The organism is Propionicicella superfundia DSM 22317, assembly GCF_000423465.1.
GTDB classification, from domain to species: Bacteria; Actinomycetota; Actinomycetes; order Propionibacteriales; family Propionibacteriaceae; genus Propionicicella; species Propionicicella superfundia.
Map to the genome: position 1 here is coordinate 81,294 of NZ_AUIA01000017.1, position 16,733 is coordinate 98,026.

At 66.5% G+C, this 16,733-nt stretch carries 15 protein-coding genes; 7 read left to right on the forward strand and 8 right to left on the reverse strand.

Annotated elements, in window-relative coordinates:
* Positions 1-222 precede the first annotated feature (222 nt).
* Positions 223-936 (reverse strand): TetR/AcrR family transcriptional regulator, encoded by a 714-nt coding sequence (locus G555_RS0102825; protein WP_028707689.1) that lies wholly within the window; start codon positions 934-936, stop codon positions 223-225.
* Positions 937-1,027: 91 nt separating this feature from the next.
* On the opposite strand from G555_RS0102825, the gene G555_RS17585 reads away from it, so the two are divergent.
* Complete coding sequence (locus G555_RS17585; RefSeq protein ID WP_051208317.1) at positions 1,028-2,494, forward strand: DHA2 family efflux MFS transporter permease subunit; 1,467 nt, start codon at positions 1,028-1,030, stop codon at positions 2,492-2,494.
* 268 nt (positions 2,495-2,762) lie between these two features.
* On the forward strand, positions 2,763-3,398 hold the full coding sequence (locus tag G555_RS0102835) for an HAD hydrolase-like protein (protein WP_245581181.1): 636 nt from the start codon (positions 2,763-2,765) through the stop codon (positions 3,396-3,398).
* Here G555_RS0102835 and G555_RS0102840 read toward each other — a convergent pair.
* Entirely contained in the window at positions 3,382-4,344 is a 963-nt protein-coding gene (locus tag G555_RS0102840; RefSeq protein ID WP_028707691.1) for an aminoglycoside phosphotransferase family protein, read from the reverse strand. The two genes, G555_RS0102835 and G555_RS0102840, sit on opposite strands and share 17 nt — an antisense overlap.
* Positions 4,341-4,730 (reverse strand): RipA family octameric membrane protein, encoded by a 390-nt coding sequence (locus G555_RS22525; RefSeq protein WP_028707692.1) that lies wholly within the window; start codon positions 4,728-4,730, stop codon positions 4,341-4,343. The genes G555_RS0102840 and G555_RS22525 overlap by 4 nt, the downstream gene beginning before the upstream one ends.
* A 119-nt stretch (positions 4,731-4,849) precedes the next feature.
* Between G555_RS22525 and G555_RS17590 the strand changes: the two genes are divergently transcribed.
* The 3 genes from G555_RS17590 to G555_RS0102860 are packed head-to-tail and all read left to right on the forward strand — an operon-like array spanning position 4,850 to position 6,783.
* Positions 4,850-5,161, forward strand: coding sequence for a DUF1275 family protein (locus tag G555_RS17590; protein ID WP_245581180.1), 312 nt, complete (start codon positions 4,850-4,852; stop codon positions 5,159-5,161).
* 9 nt (positions 5,162-5,170) lie between these two features.
* A complete protein-coding gene (locus G555_RS17595) occupies positions 5,171-6,295 on the forward strand; it encodes a DUF262 domain-containing protein (protein WP_028707694.1) in 1,125 nt (374 codons plus the stop codon).
* Positions 6,292-6,783 (forward strand): HEPN domain-containing protein, encoded by a 492-nt coding sequence (locus G555_RS0102860; protein WP_028707695.1) that lies wholly within the window; start codon positions 6,292-6,294, stop codon positions 6,781-6,783. The genes G555_RS17595 and G555_RS0102860 overlap by 4 nt, the downstream gene beginning before the upstream one ends.
* 236 nt (positions 6,784-7,019) lie before the next feature.
* On the opposite strand, the gene brxL is transcribed toward G555_RS0102860, so the two are convergent.
* The 5 genes from brxL to G555_RS0102885 form a co-directional block, all read right to left on the reverse strand.
* Complete coding sequence (brxL, locus tag G555_RS17600) at positions 7,020-9,251, reverse strand: BREX system Lon protease-like protein BrxL (RefSeq protein ID WP_084634624.1); 2,232 nt, start codon at positions 9,249-9,251, stop codon at positions 7,020-7,022.
* A 7-nt stretch (positions 9,252-9,258) separates the two neighbouring features.
* Positions 9,259-11,751, reverse strand: a complete 2,493-nt coding sequence (gene pglZ, locus G555_RS0102870; RefSeq protein ID WP_028707696.1) for a BREX-1 system phosphatase PglZ type A — start codon at positions 11,749-11,751, stop codon at positions 9,259-9,261.
* Complete coding sequence (locus G555_RS0102875; protein ID WP_036920885.1) at positions 11,748-13,190, reverse strand: AlbA family DNA-binding domain-containing protein; 1,443 nt, start codon at positions 13,188-13,190, stop codon at positions 11,748-11,750. Before G555_RS0102875 ends, pglZ begins: the two co-directional genes overlap by 4 nt.
* Before the next feature lie 16 nt (positions 13,191-13,206).
* On the reverse strand, positions 13,207-14,151 hold the full coding sequence (locus G555_RS0102880) for a BREX-1 system adenine-specific DNA-methyltransferase PglX (RefSeq protein ID WP_028707698.1): 945 nt from the start codon (positions 14,149-14,151) through the stop codon (positions 13,207-13,209).
* Positions 14,152-14,254: 103 nt separating this feature from the next.
* Positions 14,255-15,466 (reverse strand): tyrosine-type recombinase/integrase, encoded by a 1,212-nt coding sequence (locus G555_RS0102885; protein ID WP_028707699.1) that lies wholly within the window; start codon positions 15,464-15,466, stop codon positions 14,255-14,257.
* 144 nt (positions 15,467-15,610) lie between these two features.
* Between G555_RS0102885 and G555_RS0102890 the strand changes: the two genes are divergently transcribed.
* Positions 15,611-16,027 carry an Eco57I restriction-modification methylase domain-containing protein gene (locus tag G555_RS0102890; RefSeq protein ID WP_028707700.1) on the forward strand — a complete coding sequence of 139 codons (417 nt, stop codon included), beginning with the start codon at positions 15,611-15,613 and terminating at the stop codon, positions 16,025-16,027.
* On the forward strand, positions 15,945-16,733 hold the full coding sequence (locus tag G555_RS0102895) for a hypothetical protein (RefSeq protein ID WP_156887400.1): 789 nt from the start codon (positions 15,945-15,947) through the stop codon (positions 16,731-16,733). The genes G555_RS0102890 and G555_RS0102895 overlap by 83 nt, the downstream gene beginning before the upstream one ends.

Consider the following 16,733-nt stretch of genomic DNA (forward strand, 5'->3'; position numbering starts at 1 on the left):
AGGCCCGCCTCGGGCGCGTGCGGGGCACGGGCCGCCGCCCGCTGCCGATCACGGGGGCTCGGCGACGACGGGACTGTCGCGCACGGGCCATCTGCAGCCCGATCTGTTCGGCGATGCCGGCGGGCGGCGGGATGCAGCACACGACGACGCGGGGCGGGCGGCGACGCTCTGCACGCCGGACGAAGGCGCAGCCCGCGATCTCCCCTCCTGCCCTGGTCTCTCTCAGGAGTACGCGTCCGTCACTGTCCCGGCCGGCGGCTGGGAGGCGCGAAGGTGCTCGGCGCCGGCGATCAGCAGGTCCAGTTTGCGCCGCCACCACTCCTGCGGGTCCTCGTGGAGCATCTCGATGATGAATCGTCCGGTCTGCTCGGCCAGGGCGTCGTCCGCGGAGGGATGCTCGGCGCCGGTCGCCCGCGCGCTCGCCAAGTAGCGTTCGGCCAACTCCTCGCGACTGGGCCCGGTGGACCGTTCCGCGAGCTCGATCTGGTTGACGGTGTCCCCGGTCATGTCCGAGATGCTGTCCAGGACGAGGACCGCCTCGGGTACCTGCCAGCCGTACCCGACCAGCCGCGCGACGCCGCGGGTCATCACCGCGCGCGCCGACTCGGTGACCTGTTCGAGTTCGTACAGGGTGGCGGCCAGTCCCCGGTTCTCCCGGAGCACCCGCCAGATCGTGGCGGCCACCGCCCGCAGGTAGGCCTGCCAGTCGGTGGCCGGCGGATCCCAGTCGCAGGCCGCGAAGACCCGCTCGACCGCTCCGAGGACCATCTGCTCGCGCGAGCCGATGTGCCGGTACAGCGAGGACTGTTCCACTCCCAGGTGCCTGGCGACGCTCGTGGTGGTCGCCGCGTCGAACCCGACCGCGATGACGGCCTGCTCGACGCGTTCCCGGCTGATCCTGGCCGGACGTCCGGGTCCGCTGCGGGTGCCCTCCATCGCCCCTCCTTTTGCAATAGCCTATTGCGCTCGTGGATTCGCTTGCCATACCGTATCGCTTATTGCCCCGACCGCGACCTGAGGAGCCTCGATGAGCACCGCCGAGACCACGACCCCGGCATCGGACGCCAAGCCTCGCTACACCACCGCCGAGCGGCTGATCCTCACGGTGGTCGTGCTGGCCTCGACGCTGATGTCCATCGACATGCTCATCGTCACCGTGGCGCTGCCGCAGATCGGCACGGACCTGCCCGGCGCGACCCTCAGCTCGCTGCAATGGGTCGTGGTCGGGTACGCCGTCGCGTTCGGTGCGCTGATCCAGCCGGCCGGATCGCTGAACGACCGGATCGGCACCAAACGCATGTTCATCGGGGGCATGGCCCTGTTCACCGCGGCGTCCCTGGCCTGCGGGCTGGCCCCCAGCGGCGGCATGCTGGTCGCGTTCCGGCTCGTCAAGGGCGCGGCGGCGGCCACCATGTTCGCCTCCGTCATGCCCATCCTCGCGCGCACCTTCGACGAGCGGCGACGCGCGATGGCCATCGCCATCTGGTCGGCTGCGGTCGGGCTGACGTCCATCGCCTCCCCCAGCCTCGGCGGGCTGCTGGTGGACGCCGCCGGGTGGCGATCGATGTTCCTGATCAACGTCCCGCTCGGCATCGTGTCGGTCGTCATCAGCCTGCGCGTCCTGCCCTCCGACCGGGAGCGCACGCCGGTCCCGGGGCGCTTCGACTGGGTCGGAGCCGTGCTGCTGGCCGGCTCCCTGGGCGCGCTCAACTACGGTCTGACACTGGCCCAGGACGACGGCTGGACGGGGCCGCGCGTGCTGGCCTGGCTGGCCGGCGCGGTCGTGGCCGGGACGCTGCTGGTCGCCCGGGCGCTGCGGATCGCCCACCCGGTGCTGGACGTCCGGCTGCTCAGCCAACGCACCTTCCTGGGGGTGTCCCTGCTGGCGGTCCTCAACCGGGTCGGCACGTCGGGGGCGACCGTCTACATCATGCTGTACCTGCAGTCCGGTCACGGGCTCACGCCCACCCAGACCGGACTGCTGATCCTGCCGCTGGGAGTGTGCGCGCTGATCGGTTCGATCGTCGCCGGCGCACTGCAGTCCCGTCTCGCCCCCCGCACCGTCCTCGCCGTCGGCTTCGCCCTGCTGGGCGCAAGCGCCGCGGTGATCGCCTGGCAGGCGTCCACACTCGTCGATCCCTGGTGGTTCATTCCCTCGACGATGGTCTGGGGCTTCGGCAACTCGCTGGCCAACACCCCGTTGATGAGTGTCGCGACGAGCGCGGTCGCCGTGGACCGGGTAGGCATGGCGACGGGGCTGATCAACAGCTTCTACCCGATCGGGGCCTCGCTGGGAACCGTCCTGCTGGGGGCGATCTACACCGCCGGTGTCGGCGGTGCGGCCACCGCCGGTCCCGAGGCCCTGCTCGCGGCGATGGGGGGTGCGCTCGGGTTGATCTACCTGGTGGTCGCGGGCGCCTGTGCGGTGTCCGTGGTGATCGCCCTCGGGCTCGTCGGACGGGATCGGCCCGCCGGACACGCGGCGACGGGATAGGGGCTGATCGAGACCGGGACGCGCCGGCCGCCGCGATCGTGGGCGGGCTGGTCGTAGCTACCCTCCGGGCCAGGACGCTACGCCAAAGCCGCGACGCTACCGGTCCCCCCGTAGCTTCCCGGCCGGAACGTAGCTACGCGAGAATCTCCCCGCCCTACCGACAGGCAGGGCCCGGACCCAGGCACAGGCCCGGCCACTCAGCCAAGCCCCGTCCCCGTGGGCGCGACCTGTCGCGGGCGGCAGGCGGTTGGCTAGGGTGACTGTCGTGATGCTCCCGGACGGGCTCCTGCCCCGCCTCGATGACGTCTCGGCGGTGCTGTGGGATTTCGACGGCGTCGTCGCAGACACCGAGCCCCGCCAGATGGCCGCCTTCGCCGACATCCTCCGCCGGCACGGTGTGGACGTGTCCCCGGAGTCGCTCGCGGAGTTCATCGGCGAACCGGAGGCCCGGATCTGGGCGACGCTTCGCGAACGGTGCGGAATCAGCACGGACATCGCCGAACTCAAGACCGAGCGGTCGGCCGACTATCTGGCGCGATGCCGAGACCTGCGTCCGAACTGGTTCGTGACCCCTTTGCTGGACCACCTGGCAGCGCGCGGCATCCCGAGTTGGATCGTGAGCTCGGGCAGCTACAAGCACATCGGTGCGCTCCTCGACCTTCTGGACCTGCGGAAGCGGTTCGACGCCGTGCTCTGCGAGGGCTCGCCGGACGACCCGGAGGTCGACGGCAAACGCGGGCGGCTGGACTTCACTCAACGCTCCTGGGGTCGCGACGCGTGCCTGGTCGAGGACCGGCCGGAGTACCTGCGATACGCCGACACCGCAGGCTGGCTGCCGGTGGCCGTGAGCCACGGGTTGAACGACATCGACTCGGGCGACTGGCCTTTCACGCTCGTCGCGTGAGAGCCGGAAGACGCTCCACGAGGCAGTTCATCGCCGGCTCGCAGTACCGCAGGAAGTACTCCGCGTGCCGTCTGTCGATCGGCGAGGCGACCTCCGCGTCCCGGGTTCGCCCGAAGATCTCCGCGTCCACGAGGTAGAAGACCGAGCCGGCCGTCCGGATCGCGTCCACGACCTCGCCGAACCGCTGGGCTCCGTACACGGAGGTGTAGCCGTCGAGAAAGCGCTGGACGAGGTCCCGCCAGGCCGGCCCCGGCCACGCCGCGAAGTGGAACGCCGCAAGCCCGAGATCGAACAGCCTCGGCCCGGGGGCCGCCTTCTCCCAGTCGAGCACGTGGAGCCCGGATTCGGAGACCACCCAGTTCGACGCTCGGTAGTCGGTGTGAACCATGACGCCCTCGCGCGGGAGCGCGACGCAGTTCCGCAGCGCTGTCTCGACGAGCGGGCGGTCGGGAAGCCGCAGACCGGTCGGGTCCGCGAGCGGCTCCTCGTAGAACCACGCCCGCCCGGTCGGCACCCGGGCTCCGTGGACGAACGCGAGCTGCCGGCCCGCGAGGTACGCGAGCGCGGGCGTCATCTCCGCCACGTCGGCCTGCGCCCCGGTGATCCACGGCCGGATCGACACGGGTGCGCGCCCCACGTGACCGATCCAGACGGGCAGCGGGATGGCGTTCACCCCGTGGCGCGCGGCGCTCTCCGCGTACGCGAAGTCGCATTCGAGATCGGCGAGCGAGCGGAAGAGCTCGATCCGCGCGACGAACTCATGCCCGCCCGACCTGCAGTACAGGTTCGCGGAGGAGACCCCCGACGCGAGCGGCTCGACCTGCGCCGCCGCGCCGGTGAGTGCGCTCAGCTCCGTGGCCACCTGGTCCATGAGTCCACGGTCGACGACGGCACCGTTGGACACGCGTCGCCGGGCGTCCGACGACCCCTCGGAGCCGTCGGTCACACGACACGCGCCAGGAGGACGACGAGCCACGTCACAGCGAACAGCCCGGGAATGACGTAGGCCATGACGGCCGTGTTGGAGAAGCGCCAGATGCGATGGGTCCGCGATGCGCGCGTGGAGTTGTACTCGGGGAACTCCTCCGCGCATTCCGCCTTCAACTGGTTGAGCAGATATCGCTGCTTCGCCTGGACATAGCACCACAGGACGGTCAGAAGCAGTCCCAGGATCGACACCGCCAGCCGGGCGACATCGGGGGTGCCCATTCCGTCGACCGCGGCCAGGAGCAGGAAGGACTGCGCCAGCAGGAAATAGTTCGAGATGCTGTTGAAGTCCTCGTTCGTCGTCTGCCGGTGCTCCCACAGGCGCTGTCTCGCCGCGTCGTCCACGACCGACTTCTTACCATGGCCCGCACGCAGGCGGGCAAACGTCCTGCGGACGCAGCGCATGCCTGGGCCCCATCGTGCCGCCGAGGTGGTACCCGGACGGGCCGCTGCCGCTGGCGCTGGTGACCGTCGGTGCCGGACTCGTCGACGCTTTCAGCTACCTCGAACTCGGTCGCGTCTCCGTCGTCAACATGCCCGGCGACGTCGTCTTCCTGTCGTTCGCGCTCGGGGGCACCTCGGGTTTCGTCTGGTGGGCATCGGTTCTGGGTGTCCTGACGTTCATGATCAGTGCGTTCGTCGGCGGACGAATCAGGACGGCCCATGGCGCCCACCGCAGGCGGCACGTGCATAGAGCGGCGCCTGGCTCCTTCGACGTTTCGCCCTTCCGGCCCCGTAGAGCCGCGCGGCCGAATCCGCGCCGAGGCCGCCGATAGAGTACGGACATGAGTGAGCAGCCCGACGCAGGACCCGATACCGTCAGGGACTTGCTCGACCTTGGATCGACTGAGGTCGACGACGTCGACGAGTCCGACGAGGTCGCATCTAAGGCGGTACCGATCTCCTACTTCGGGACCGAGTTCGACATCCACGGTCTCGTTCGGCGCTACAACGAGCGCTCGATCGTCGTCCCAACCTTCGACCCGACAGTAGAACTGCCCGACCCGAACGCTACGGGCTTCCAGCGCGGCCGGGTCTGGCGACGGCCCCAGCAGGACCGCTTCATCGAGTCGCTCCTCCTCGGCTATCCAGTACCTGGAATCTTCCTTGTCGAACAGCCCGGCAAGAAGTACCTAGTTCTAGACGGACAGCAGCGTCTGACGACACTCGCAGCGTTCTACACCAGTCAGTTCCGGCTTGATGCGGTCGACGACGCGTTCAAGTCAAAGACGTACGGAACGCTCAGCGACGAGGCCCGCCGCGGTCTTGACGACACCTTCATCCAGGCGATCATCATCCGCTCTCCGCAGTCAGTTGAGGAGTACGAGAGCGTTTACCAGATTTTCGAGCGCCTGAACTCCGGTGGAACCAACCTTCAACCACACGAGATTCGCGTCGCCCTATACGGCGGCAAGGCGGTCGAGGCGATCCGCGCGCTCAACAACGACACGAACTGGCGCAAGATCTTCGGGAAGCGCAGCGATCGACTCAAAGATCAAGAGTTGATCCTGCGCGTCCTGGCACTGTACGCCGACAGCGGGAATTACGAAGCCCCCTTGAAGACGTTCCTCAACAACTTCCTCGCCAGTCACCGGAACGGTGTGGACGTTGATCTTGACGGCCTTGGCAGCCTGTTCACGCGAGCGACGGCGATTCTCTCTTCCCGAGACCGGATTTTCCGACTCCGCACCCAGGTGAACGCGGCCATCCTCGACTCGGTCTTCGTAGGTCTGATGCACCGGCTGGCGAGTGATTCCTCCGCGGACGTCGCCACTGAACAATGGTTGTCGGCGTACGACGCTCTCGTGGCAGCTCCCGAGTTCCTTGACGCCGTCACGAAGGCGACTGCCAACGAGGAGTCGGTGGCCACCCGCCTGCGTCTCGCGCGAGCCGCGTTCGCCGACGTATGACCGCCTACGTCGATCGGCGCTCCGCTATCAAGGCAGAGCTCCGCGAGATCGACGAACTCGTCCTTCTCGCGGACGCCGCTGAAGAACTCGCAGTGCGAGGCCACCTCGCACGTCTCGCGGTCATTCGTATGAGCGGGTTCATCGAGTCTGCTGTCCAGCACATGGCGAACGCGTACCTCGAAGAGCACTCGTCGCACCGAGTGCTCGCTTTCGCTCAGACGCAGGTTGGCAAGCAGACGAACCTCAATCCGACGAATCTCGAACGGCTCGTGGGGAACTTCGATGCCCAGTGGCGCGCCGAGCTGACGGATTTCCTCGCGCAGGACGAGCGTCGCCAAAGCCTTGGGAACCTGATCGGGGCCCGACACAAGCTGGCGCATGGCGGGAGTCAGGCGATCTCGACCGCAAACATGCACACGTATCACAGGCTGACCGAGGAGGTTGTGAAGTTCCTCCTCGGCCGCTTCCTTCCGTTGCCTCGGAACTGACCGCCCTAGTCGTCACGAGTTCCGACCGGCGGCGCACCCGTCGACACGGCCGAGGCGTGGGCGCCCGTCGGCGTCGCGGAAACGCTTGGCGTCGCGGTCGTGGGCGTCCTCCGCCGGACAATCGACTGGCTCGCCACGGACGGGAGGATGGACGAGCGCGACGCATACTCCTTCAACACCGAACTTTGTTTGACCCAACCAGCGCGGTCACGCGCCCGAGTGAGATCTGAGTACTCTCAATCGACTGAACAGCTCGATCGAGATCGACTCGATCGCTGCGCGTCCTCCCCGCCGTCGACCACCGGGATCTTCACGTAGTGGACGCTGAACGCCGAGCCGATGAGGCGGAACTCCTGGTGGTTGCGGCCGAAGTCGAAGGGGTTGTCGCTCGGCTTCTGCCAGATGTCGAGGCCCTTGCCGAGGTCGATGCGCCAACCGTGGTTGGTCTCGATGCGGCGGTCGTGGATCGTGTCGTCGAGCCGGACCCTGAGGCGAACACCAACCGCGTCGGACGCGTCCTTGATCGACTTGAGCATGAGCAACTGGTTGCGCTTGAACTCGGCCTTGGGCTCCTCCGTCGTGATGAGGTCGACGTCGATCTCGTCGGCGTCGTCCTTGGCCGCGGCGAGCAGGCTGAGCAGATCGGCGAGGTTGCGCCCCTGGTGCGGCATGCGGATGTACGGGTCCGTGATCGTGATCTTGGTCGCGCCGTGAAGGTAGGGCAGCAGGAGGGTCCCGTAGGAGACGCCCTTCTGGCCGGCCGTGAAGTCCCGGTGCCCCTCGGTCAGCGGGGAGACGGCCTCAGCAGCAACCTCCGGCGTCGATGAGGCGGCGGCGGTCGCCGGGCCGCTGGTTGGCACCGGTTCAGCCGCCTCGGCCACGCCCCCGCCAGGCCCTCCGTCACCGTAAGGTGTCGCGTCGTAGCTGCGCCGGTACAGCTGCGGGTACTGGCTCTCTTCAAGGGTCGTGACCTCGTGCCACGTGCCCGTCTTGTCGGCGTACCGGAAGTTGACGGGGGTGTCGCGCATCGTGGCGTCGATCCGAAGGATCGAATCCTTGACGCGCTTGCGACCCTCGATCGCGAACTCAAGGAGCGCGCAGACCTCGTCCTCGGTGGCCTCGCCCGTTGGGTGTACGAGCTTCATCAGCCCAGAGAAGGTCTTGCGGACCCCGTCCTGGTCGCGCGTCGAGATCGAGGTGTCGAGCGTGAAGTAGTCCTTGTACTTGTCCGAGAAGTCCTCGGTGCGCTTCGCCCGCAGGATCTCGGCGAGATAGTCGACGACGAAGCCGTAGCCCGCGGAGAACATCTCCGCGCGAATCGGGGCGACCTCCCACCCCGGCACATAGTGGTGGATGCGGTCGAGCCATGCCGGGTCGCGGTACGCGTCGGGCAACTCGTCGAACAGGTCGGTGTTCTTGAGCATGTACGGCACCGTGTGCGTGGTGTTGCCGATGAATGCCATCGACGCCTCAGCGCCGTAAATGCTCGTACCTCGCGAGAACGACTTGTTCGCGAGGTAGTTCTTCATCACGTTGACGAGGTTCTGGTCGGTCCGCCGGTTCGCGGCGAACTCATCGAACGCGACGCAGTCCCAATACCCCACCAGGCCGATGCGTCCGCTCGCGTTGTTGACGAAGAGCTTGGCGACCGTGACTTCGCCGCCGGAGATGAGGATGCCGTTCGGGGAGAACTCGCTGAACGTGTGGGACTTACCGGTACCCTTGGGGCCGAGTTCAACGACGTTGTAGTTGCGCTCGACGAAGGGAATGAGGCGGGTCAGGGCAATAAGCTTGCCTCGCTCGTTGAACTGCTCGGGGTTGAGGCCGATCGACTGCATGAGCAGGTCGATCCACTCCTCTGTGGTGAACGCCTTGCGCGCCTCGTTGTAGTGGTCGATGTCGACGCCGGCGACCTGGATGGGCTTCAGGCTGCCGAGGATCCACGGCACGACACGCTGGTCGTCGGAGTGGAAGTACTCGATCTCGGAGATACACCAGACCCCGCCGACGAGGAGCTTGGGGTTCTGCTTGACCGTGACGTCGTCGATGATGACGCCCTTGACCTGGAGGTTCTCGAACTCGGCCTCGTGGACGTCGTTCTTCTCGTTGAGAGTGACGGTGACCCTGTCGATCACGCGGAGGAGGCCTTTGCGGCGGATCTCGGACTTCACGAGCATGTGCTCGTTGCGGTTCACGTAGTGGGTCGCAAGGATCTGGCGGACGCTGTCGATCCCAGCCTGGATCGTCGCTTCGTCGTCTGACGCCGCGTACTGGCCCAGCAGGTACTCCAGGACGTACGACGGCACGACGGCGTTCCCTCGGACCGCTTTGACGAGGTCCTTGCGAACGACGGCACCGGCGAACTGCTCGTTGATCTTGTCGTCGAGCGCGGACTTCGCCGGGGTGGTGTCGGCCGCGTTCACGGCGAGGACATCGAACTCGCCGAGAGCCTCTTCAAGGTTCGTCATGGCTCTCCTAGAAGTCGAAGTCCGTCGTGAACGACCGCCTGATCGTGTAGTTCCCCTTGGAGAATGTCTTCCACTGCGTCGTGTTTGGGATCGGCTCTTCGAGCCGCAACTCGACGGGCCTGTTGTTGTATTCGTCGGCGTCCTGGGTCAGGTACAGGACGGCCTTCTGGTACCGATCGCGCTGATCCTCGGATGCGCTGTCGAAGGTCAGGACGGGCTGGTCGGAGATCGGGGTCTCCCCAACGTACAGGCCGAGCCGGACCTGGCGCGGTTGGATCTTGTCCGTGACGGCCTCGCGCTGGAGCAGCTTGACCGCGATCTGGCCCGTGGTGATCTTGTCGGTCTCCGGCATGAGGTCGACGTTGACCGGGCGGATGTCGCTCTTGCGCTTCTTGTTGACCGTGATCACCGGGACGACGATCTCCTGGAGGGCCGCGCCGCCGTGGACGTAGCGAGTGCCAGCGCCGGGCTGCGGGATGCGGTGGATCGACTTGGGGATCTGGATGTCCAGGTCGCCCGCGAGCCCGGCCTGCGCCGAGGTGAACGTCATGAACGATGGAGACGGCTTCAGCGAGCGGCCCAGGACGTAGCGACGGTTGGTCTTCGTCACGGCATCGCCCTGGGGGGTCCGCGAGACATAGCACGACTGCTCCAGCGGAGTGTCCTGATAGAGGAACCCGTGGTCCGCGGTGATCAGGATGTTCGTCGCGTTCGCGTTGGTCCACTTCTTCACGAGAAGAAGCAACTCACGGAGGGACTCCTCGGTCGCCTCGAAGACGGTTCGCTCTGTCGAGGCCTTGTCGCCCGCCGCATCGATGCGGTCGTGGTAGACGTAGAAGATCTGGTGCTTCGTATACAGCTCACGAAGCTCGATTCCCGGCATGGCCAGTACCTCGGCGGCCGTGATGGCGTGCCCTCTGACCGCCTGGAGGATCTTGTCGCGGTTCGCGGTGCCGTTCGTCGGCTTCCCGTCCGCCAGCACCGGCAGACCTTCGGGGTCGAGCTCCAGGCTCGACTGCGGGAGCAGCGACGCCATGCCGAGTTGCGTGTAGCTCGGCAGCGAGCCGAGCACAGCCGAGAGCGAGGCGTCGAAGCGGTCCTCACCCCGGATCATGGATGCCAGTTCCTCGGCAACCTCGTAGCGCATGCCGTCGGAGATGATGACGACCGCCTTGGTGCGGCCGTCCTTGACGACGGGTGCGACATCGCGGTCGAAGAACCTCGCCTGCGGCGCGAGCACGGCAGACTTCCACTCGCCCATCGGCTCGATGGCCTGCTGCCACAGCCCGCCGAAGTCGTAGAGGTACTTGTTGGCGTACTGCTTGTCGACCTCGGTCTTGAGTGCTTCGAGCGGCTTCTGGAAGTCGGCCGTCTGGTGGGCGTAGGTGAACCACCGGTACTGCTGGTCGATGCGGTACCAGTCGGACTGGTATTTCTCCAGGCCCAGCGCGGCTGAGGCGATGGTGTGCGGCAGGCCGGCGATCGCTGCGAGCAGCTCGGATGCACTCTGGATGGCCTGGTAGAGCTTGGCGTACTTGGCCTTCCACAGGCTTTCCTGGCGCTGTCGGACGAGGTCTGCGACTTCACGCGGCGTCACCGACTGGGTGGCGACAGCGGCGGCGAGATCGACGATGACCTTGCGGTCAACGTCCTCGAAGATCGTGACCTTGGCCAACTCACGGAAGTCGCGGTGCTCGATCTTGGACTTCACGTCTAGCGCGTCGGCCGCGCGGGAGGCCAGCGCCGTCATCACGTCCTGGGTGCGGACGTCGTAGCGCAAAGCGTTGAAGTCGCTGCGGATGTTGCGGAACTCGTCGGGTGTGGTCGAGGCGAAGTCTTCGATGGCGCGACCGAACATCCACAGGACGAAGTCGTCGATCGTCGGGGTCTTGCTCGGGTACCTGTAGATGTTGGCAAGCCCGTCCCAGAAGAACTGGTCGAGGCCGTAGGTGACGAGTTCCTCGAATTTGGCGGTTCTCCCGGCGGCGTTCTCGACGAGAACCTCGCGCACGATGTCGGTGAGCTTGTGGCCCGATGCCTTGACGAGCACCTGGCACATCTTGGCGCGCAGGCGGGCGGTGTCGTCCCCGTCGTCCAGGAGCCTCAGCAGCGCCTGCTTGCGACTGTTCGCTGCGAAGAACTTCTGGTGCTGCTCGATCACCGACACCAGCGCCGGATCGTTGAGCCCAAGCTCCTGCTGAAGCATCGAGGTCTTGTCGGCGGTGAAGACGCCGTAGGCGAGCTCCAGGTCGAGCAGCCAGTTTGCGGTGCCGCGCGGCAGGTCACCGGAACGGTAGACGAGGTGCTTGCTGACATGGTCGGCGAGGAGGGTGTTCTTCACGCCGAACTCGTTGTCCTCGACACGGATGATGTTGACCGCGTCAAGGTCCAGCGCGTCGAGGTCGGCAGCGTACTCACCGGCAGGGTCATGCCAGAACACGACCCGCTGCGAGACGAGTCGGCTCTGCAGGGCGTCTTGGATGGAGGTCAGATCAGTCACTTGGTAGCCTCCAAGAACGCGCGTCCAGCGTCGGTGATTCGATACCGCTGAGCCTTGCTGCGCGGCTTGTCAGGCACCGTCATCGCGAGCAGGCCCGCTTCGATGAGCGGGGCGACGTGGCGTGTGTAGTTCTGCGACAGCGGCTTGAGGCCGACTGCTTCGAGGAGGATGTTGCGGTGGACGGGACCTTCGACTGCCGCGCTCAACATGCCCACATCATACCTACCGACATGCCTACCCTCATTGCTACGCGCGTAGGTATCTTGCTCGGCCGACCTGGGTGTCGCCGAGTGGTCGGCCACGTGGATCGTGACGCGGACCCGGTCGACGATCTCCTCGATGTCAGGGGCGGGGAGGCCGGCCTTCGCGATCTCGCTATAGACGCGGTTGACGCCGCTACCCCACTGTTCGATGAGCCCGGCGTCTCGGAAGATGCGGGCGAGGGACGGGTTACGCAGCCGCGACACCCCGCGCATCGTCTCCACCGTCATGCCGGACACGAGGCCGCCGGGACTCTCGACCACGATGCGGTTGTCGTAGAAGCCGACACGGATGGGCGTACCGCGCTCCGCATAGCTCGCATGAACGAGCGCATTGATGATCACCTCACGGATCGCCTCGACGGGGATCGAGTAGACATCTTTGCGACGCGCCTCACCGAACACGCCCGTCTTGTAGGCGTGCTTGGTCAAGAAGGCCATCACGTCATCAACCGCCTGCGGGAGGGGCTTGTGAATCTCGGCCTGGTCGAAGATGTCGATGCCCTCTGGGCCGCGAAGCCGCCCGCACTGAACCCACGCTGAGGGGAGGAACAGGGTCGGTTCAGCACAGGCGGCGAGGATCCCGGCATTGGTCGGCACGACCTGCGTCCCATGCTTCACCGCGAGACCGAGAGCGACGAGATCCTTGGCGGTCGTGGCACGCCCCCGGAGGTTGCCGAGCTGTGCGAGATCGAGGTCTGCGAGCGACGCGCGCGGCTCGGGCAAGTCCTCGAATGCCACGCCCCTCGCGGTGCGCTCCAACTCGGCCACCAGCGCCGGGTCGGCCTGACGGGTCGTCGACCCGAGGCGCACATAGACACCGCCGTCGATGCCCTGCGCCTTCATGTAGTGCGGGCGTCGCGTGCTCAGGGGCACCTCGACTACCAGCACGGTCTCGCCAGCGACGGTGGCGAGGTCGATCGCCGGAACGAGCTGCGGCTCGATGCTGTCCGCGATCAGGCTTGCGAGCCGCTCCTCCTCGGCGAGAGGGTCGGCCACCCCGACGACGGTGCCGTCGTCCGCGACGCCGACCACGAGCTGCCCGCCGGCGGAGTTCGCGAAGGCCACGATGGTGCGAAGTGGCTTGGTCGGTGAGGACAGATCGCGCTTGTACTCACGGGTCTTTCCTTCGAGCGCGGCAACCCGGCCATCCGCATGCAGCGCCCAGAGATCAGCCATCACGATCTCCCATCGGTCACTCGGACGCTTCCAGGCCCGCGATCTTGCGGAGTGCGGCACCGAACTTCGGGTAGTTCGTCCTGACCCCGTCGTCAAGATCGATGGTGACGTTCTCCGAGGCCTTCGGATACAGGGTCTCGTGCTCGTACTCGTTGAGCTCGACGAGGATGCGGCGGAGCCGGTCGGACTCGGGCGCGTTCCCGGCACGCTCGGCCTGCTGGAGGGCCGACTCCAGCTTGGTCACGTACTCGCGCAGGTAGGTCAACACCGTCGAGACGGTCGAGGGCGTGTAGCGGTGCATGTAGATGAGCGCGTTGAACGTCCCCTTGGGGCTGGAGAACAGCCAGTAGATCGGCCGCTTCTTGTAGCGCTGGACGTGATCGTCGTAGAACTTCGAGGACGAGCCGCGCGCCGTGGTCCTGATGAAGTAGTCGCGAAGGCTCTTCACCCCGAGCGTCTCGTTGACGAACCGCAGGTTCTCCTCGAAGTACTGCGCGCCGAAGACCGTCCGGAGGAACAAGCGGAACCGCTCGACGATGTCGTCCTCGAACCAGTCGCTGTCGACGATCGGGACGACGTTGTCCTTGTCCGGCATGAACGTGGGGTTCGGGACTCTGGCGAGGTAGTCGTCGAGCGTGGATCCCTGGTCGCCGAGGATGAGCCCTGTCTCGTCCACACTGTAGCGGCCGAACATGCAGCCGACGGCGTAGGAGATGAGGTCGACGATGGCGGACTGCGCGAACAGGGCGTCGCGCTCTTCGGGCGTCCTGTTCGGCCACCGGAACGCGGAGTTGTTCGTCAGTGACACTCGTTCGAGAGGCACGTACGACGGCACCTCGTCCTCGAGCCCGTACAGCTTCGCAACAGCCTCGTTGTTCGCGATCTCCAGTTGCTGCTGGGCAAGCGAGCGCGCCGCCCACTCGTCGCGGTGCTGTGCAACGGTCTCTTCAAGAGTCTTCAACTGGGTGCCTCACGAGGGATTGCCGGGTCTCGACCTCCCCTGTGGGCCACGGCCCGGGCACGGAGGGGTAGCCATTGGGGTAGCCGATGTGCTCGTGTCAAGGCTACCGGCCCAAGCCCAGCAAGTCCGCGGACGCCACGAGCGCAGCGCGGGTTCGCGTCCGGTCTGTGTGCAGGTAGGACTGGGTGCTCAGCACCGAGGAGTGCCCGAGGATCGCTTTGATGGTGGTCTCGTCGATACCGTTGGCGAGCAGCAGGGTGGCGGCGGTGTGCCGCGCCTCGTACAGCAAGGGGCGTCGCGTCCGGCCGTCGGGGAGCGTCACGGTGACCTGCGCCTGGTCGGCGATCTCGCACCACTGACGCCGGTCGAGCTCGGCCGATCGCGGAGCGCCGTCGTCCCGTGGCCAGACCAGCCCGTGAAGAGAGGGCGCCTGCCCACGCCACGACTTGAGGGCGTGGGCCAGCCAAGGGACGAGCGGGATGACTCGGCTGCCTGCGCGGGTCTTGGGACGCACGAGATGGTAGGCGCCTTGCAGGTGGCGAGACTCGAAGCCGCGCGGAACGCGGAAGCCGCTGTCAGGATTGCGGTGCTCGACGTACGGGAGCGCTTTGAGTTGCCAGGCGAGCGTCATCGTCTCGCTGTCAAGGTCAACCATCTCCCAGGTCAAGCCGAGCGCCTCGGCAGGGCGGAGACCTTCTACGAGCGCTGCTACCCAGCGCGACGCGTCGGGCCGGTCGGCCGCCACGGCGAGGATCTTCATCGCGTCGGCGATGGTGAGCGACTGCCTCGGCGAGGGCCCGAGGCCGGGGCTTGCCGTCTCCCGTGCGCGTTGGCAGACCTGGTACCCGTCAGCGACCGCGTCGGCGAGGAGCTTGCCCAGTACAGCGTGGGTGCGCTGCATCGTGGCGAGAGCCAGCCCTGCGTCCTCTTGCGAGGCGGCCACCTTGCGGATATCCGATGGCGTCAGGGAGTCGAGCCGCAGGTGCCCAATGGTCGGGACGATCCACCGGCGGACCGCTGAGCGGTCCGAGACGAACGTGCCGGGGCGCACGATGCGCTGGCGTTGGGCGAGCCACTGGTCGGCCCAGCGCTTCATCGTGACGGTGGCGAATGGTGCGGCGGGCCCCTCGGTCGCGATGCGTCGCTGAGCCTCGGCCAGCCGGGCACGTACCTCGGCTTCGGTCCGCGCCTTGAGCGTGAGCCGATGCCGGGTTCCGTGCGCCGTCCAGCCGGCCTCGATGACCGCGACCCACTGCCCCCGCGAGTTCTGGTAGACAGAACCTGATCCTTTGCTGCGCTGCTTCGACCTGGACATCCCCAATCGTCACAGTCTCGGCCGGACCAGGAGGGTAGCCATCGGGGTAGCCATCCGTCGCAGAGCTCCCGGCGGCACCGGTACCGGCGTTGGGCCGCGAGAGACCGTCTGCGGCCGAGAAGCCCACTGACCGCAACACAGTTCATGAAGGACGAGTACCCGGACGCCAAGCAGGATCTCTACGGCGCCTTTATCCTGCGCGGCATCGAACTCGCCGATGGCGCCGCGTTGCTCGCCATCGTGGTCGGGGACGCTTGGATGTCCCTCAAGTCATTCGAGGAGCTACGGCGGCGGCTGCTGGACGGTCACTCCTTCGAGTCTTTCCTGCACCTCCGGGATACCGCCTACCACGCGGATACCTTCGGCGCGAACACCGCCTTCGTGCTGTCGATGACCGGAAACCGCAGCCGGCACGCGCCGTTCGTCCGCCTCACACCCCTCGGGTCCGAGCCCAAGGACAAGGACCTGCGCGTCGCTCTTGCTGAACGAACCGGGCAAGCAGGGTTCTTCTACAAAAAAAACGGCCATCCCCGGCTCGCCGATCGTTTACTGGCTCAGTGAAAAGATGCGGACCGCGTTCAAGGTCGGGAAGCCGCTTGGCGAGCTCGCTGAGCTGTTGGTGGGTCTACGGACGGGCGACAACGGCCGCTTCATGCGGCAGTGGTGGGAGGTGTCGCAGGATCGCACGATGTTCGACTGCGAGTCGCTGGAGAGTGCCGGTTCAAGTGGGCGGCGTTGGTTCCCCTACAACAAGGGCGGCGCGTTCCGGAGGTGGTACGGCAACCAGGAACACGTCATCAACTGGGAGCACGATGGCCGGGAGATCGAGGAGGGGCTCGCCGAGCGATACCCGTACATGGTGCCGAAGGGCAAGAAGCTGGTCCGGGGGCAAGGCCGTGACCGGTACTTTTCACCGTCCGTGTCATGGTCCGACATCTCATCCGGGGAGGCCGCGTTCCGCCGCTACCCCCAGGGCTTCATCCATGACTCGACAGGTCACTCGGGTTTTGGTGATCCGACGATGCTGGACCAGATCACCCTGCTGCTGAACTCCAGTTTCGTGATGGGCGTCATGAAGGTGGTGGCACCCACGCTTCACTTCCACATCGGGTATGTGGGGCTCGTCCCGGTCGCCGAGGAGATCAGAGAACTTCCGACGGACAGTATCAACCGCCTCGTTGAGACTTCGCGAGAGGACTGGAACGTTGCGGAGACGTCGTGGGGGTTCACGAAGAACTCGCTGGTCGAGTTGTCGACGTTGACTTGA

Excerpts from the sequence above, each read along its gene's own strand:
- G555_RS17585 (WP_051208317.1), top strand. The coding sequence starts at position 1,028 with ATGAGCACCGCCGAGACCACGACCCCGGCATCGGACGCCAAGCCTCGC.
- G555_RS17595 (WP_028707694.1), top strand. The coding sequence starts at position 5,171 with ATGAGTGAGCAGCCCGACGCAGGACCCGATACCGTCAGGGACTTGCTC.
- G555_RS0102890 (WP_028707700.1), top strand. The coding sequence starts at position 15,611 with ATGAAGGACGAGTACCCGGACGCCAAGCAGGATCTCTACGGCGCCTTT.
- G555_RS0102835 (WP_245581181.1), top strand. The coding sequence starts at position 2,763 with ATGCTCCCGGACGGGCTCCTGCCCCGCCTCGATGACGTCTCGGCGGTG.
- G555_RS0102875 (WP_036920885.1), bottom strand. The coding sequence starts at position 13,190 with ATGGCTGATCTCTGGGCGCTGCATGCGGATGGCCGGGTTGCCGCGCTC.
- brxL (WP_084634624.1), bottom strand. The coding sequence starts at position 9,251 with ATGACGAACCTTGAAGAGGCTCTCGGCGAGTTCGATGTCCTCGCCGTG.
- G555_RS0102860 (WP_028707695.1), top strand. The coding sequence starts at position 6,292 with ATGACCGCCTACGTCGATCGGCGCTCCGCTATCAAGGCAGAGCTCCGC.
- G555_RS0102885 (WP_028707699.1), bottom strand. The coding sequence starts at position 15,466 with ATGTCCAGGTCGAAGCAGCGCAGCAAAGGATCAGGTTCTGTCTACCAG.
- G555_RS0102825 (WP_028707689.1), bottom strand. The coding sequence starts at position 936 with ATGGAGGGCACCCGCAGCGGACCCGGACGTCCGGCCAGGATCAGCCGG.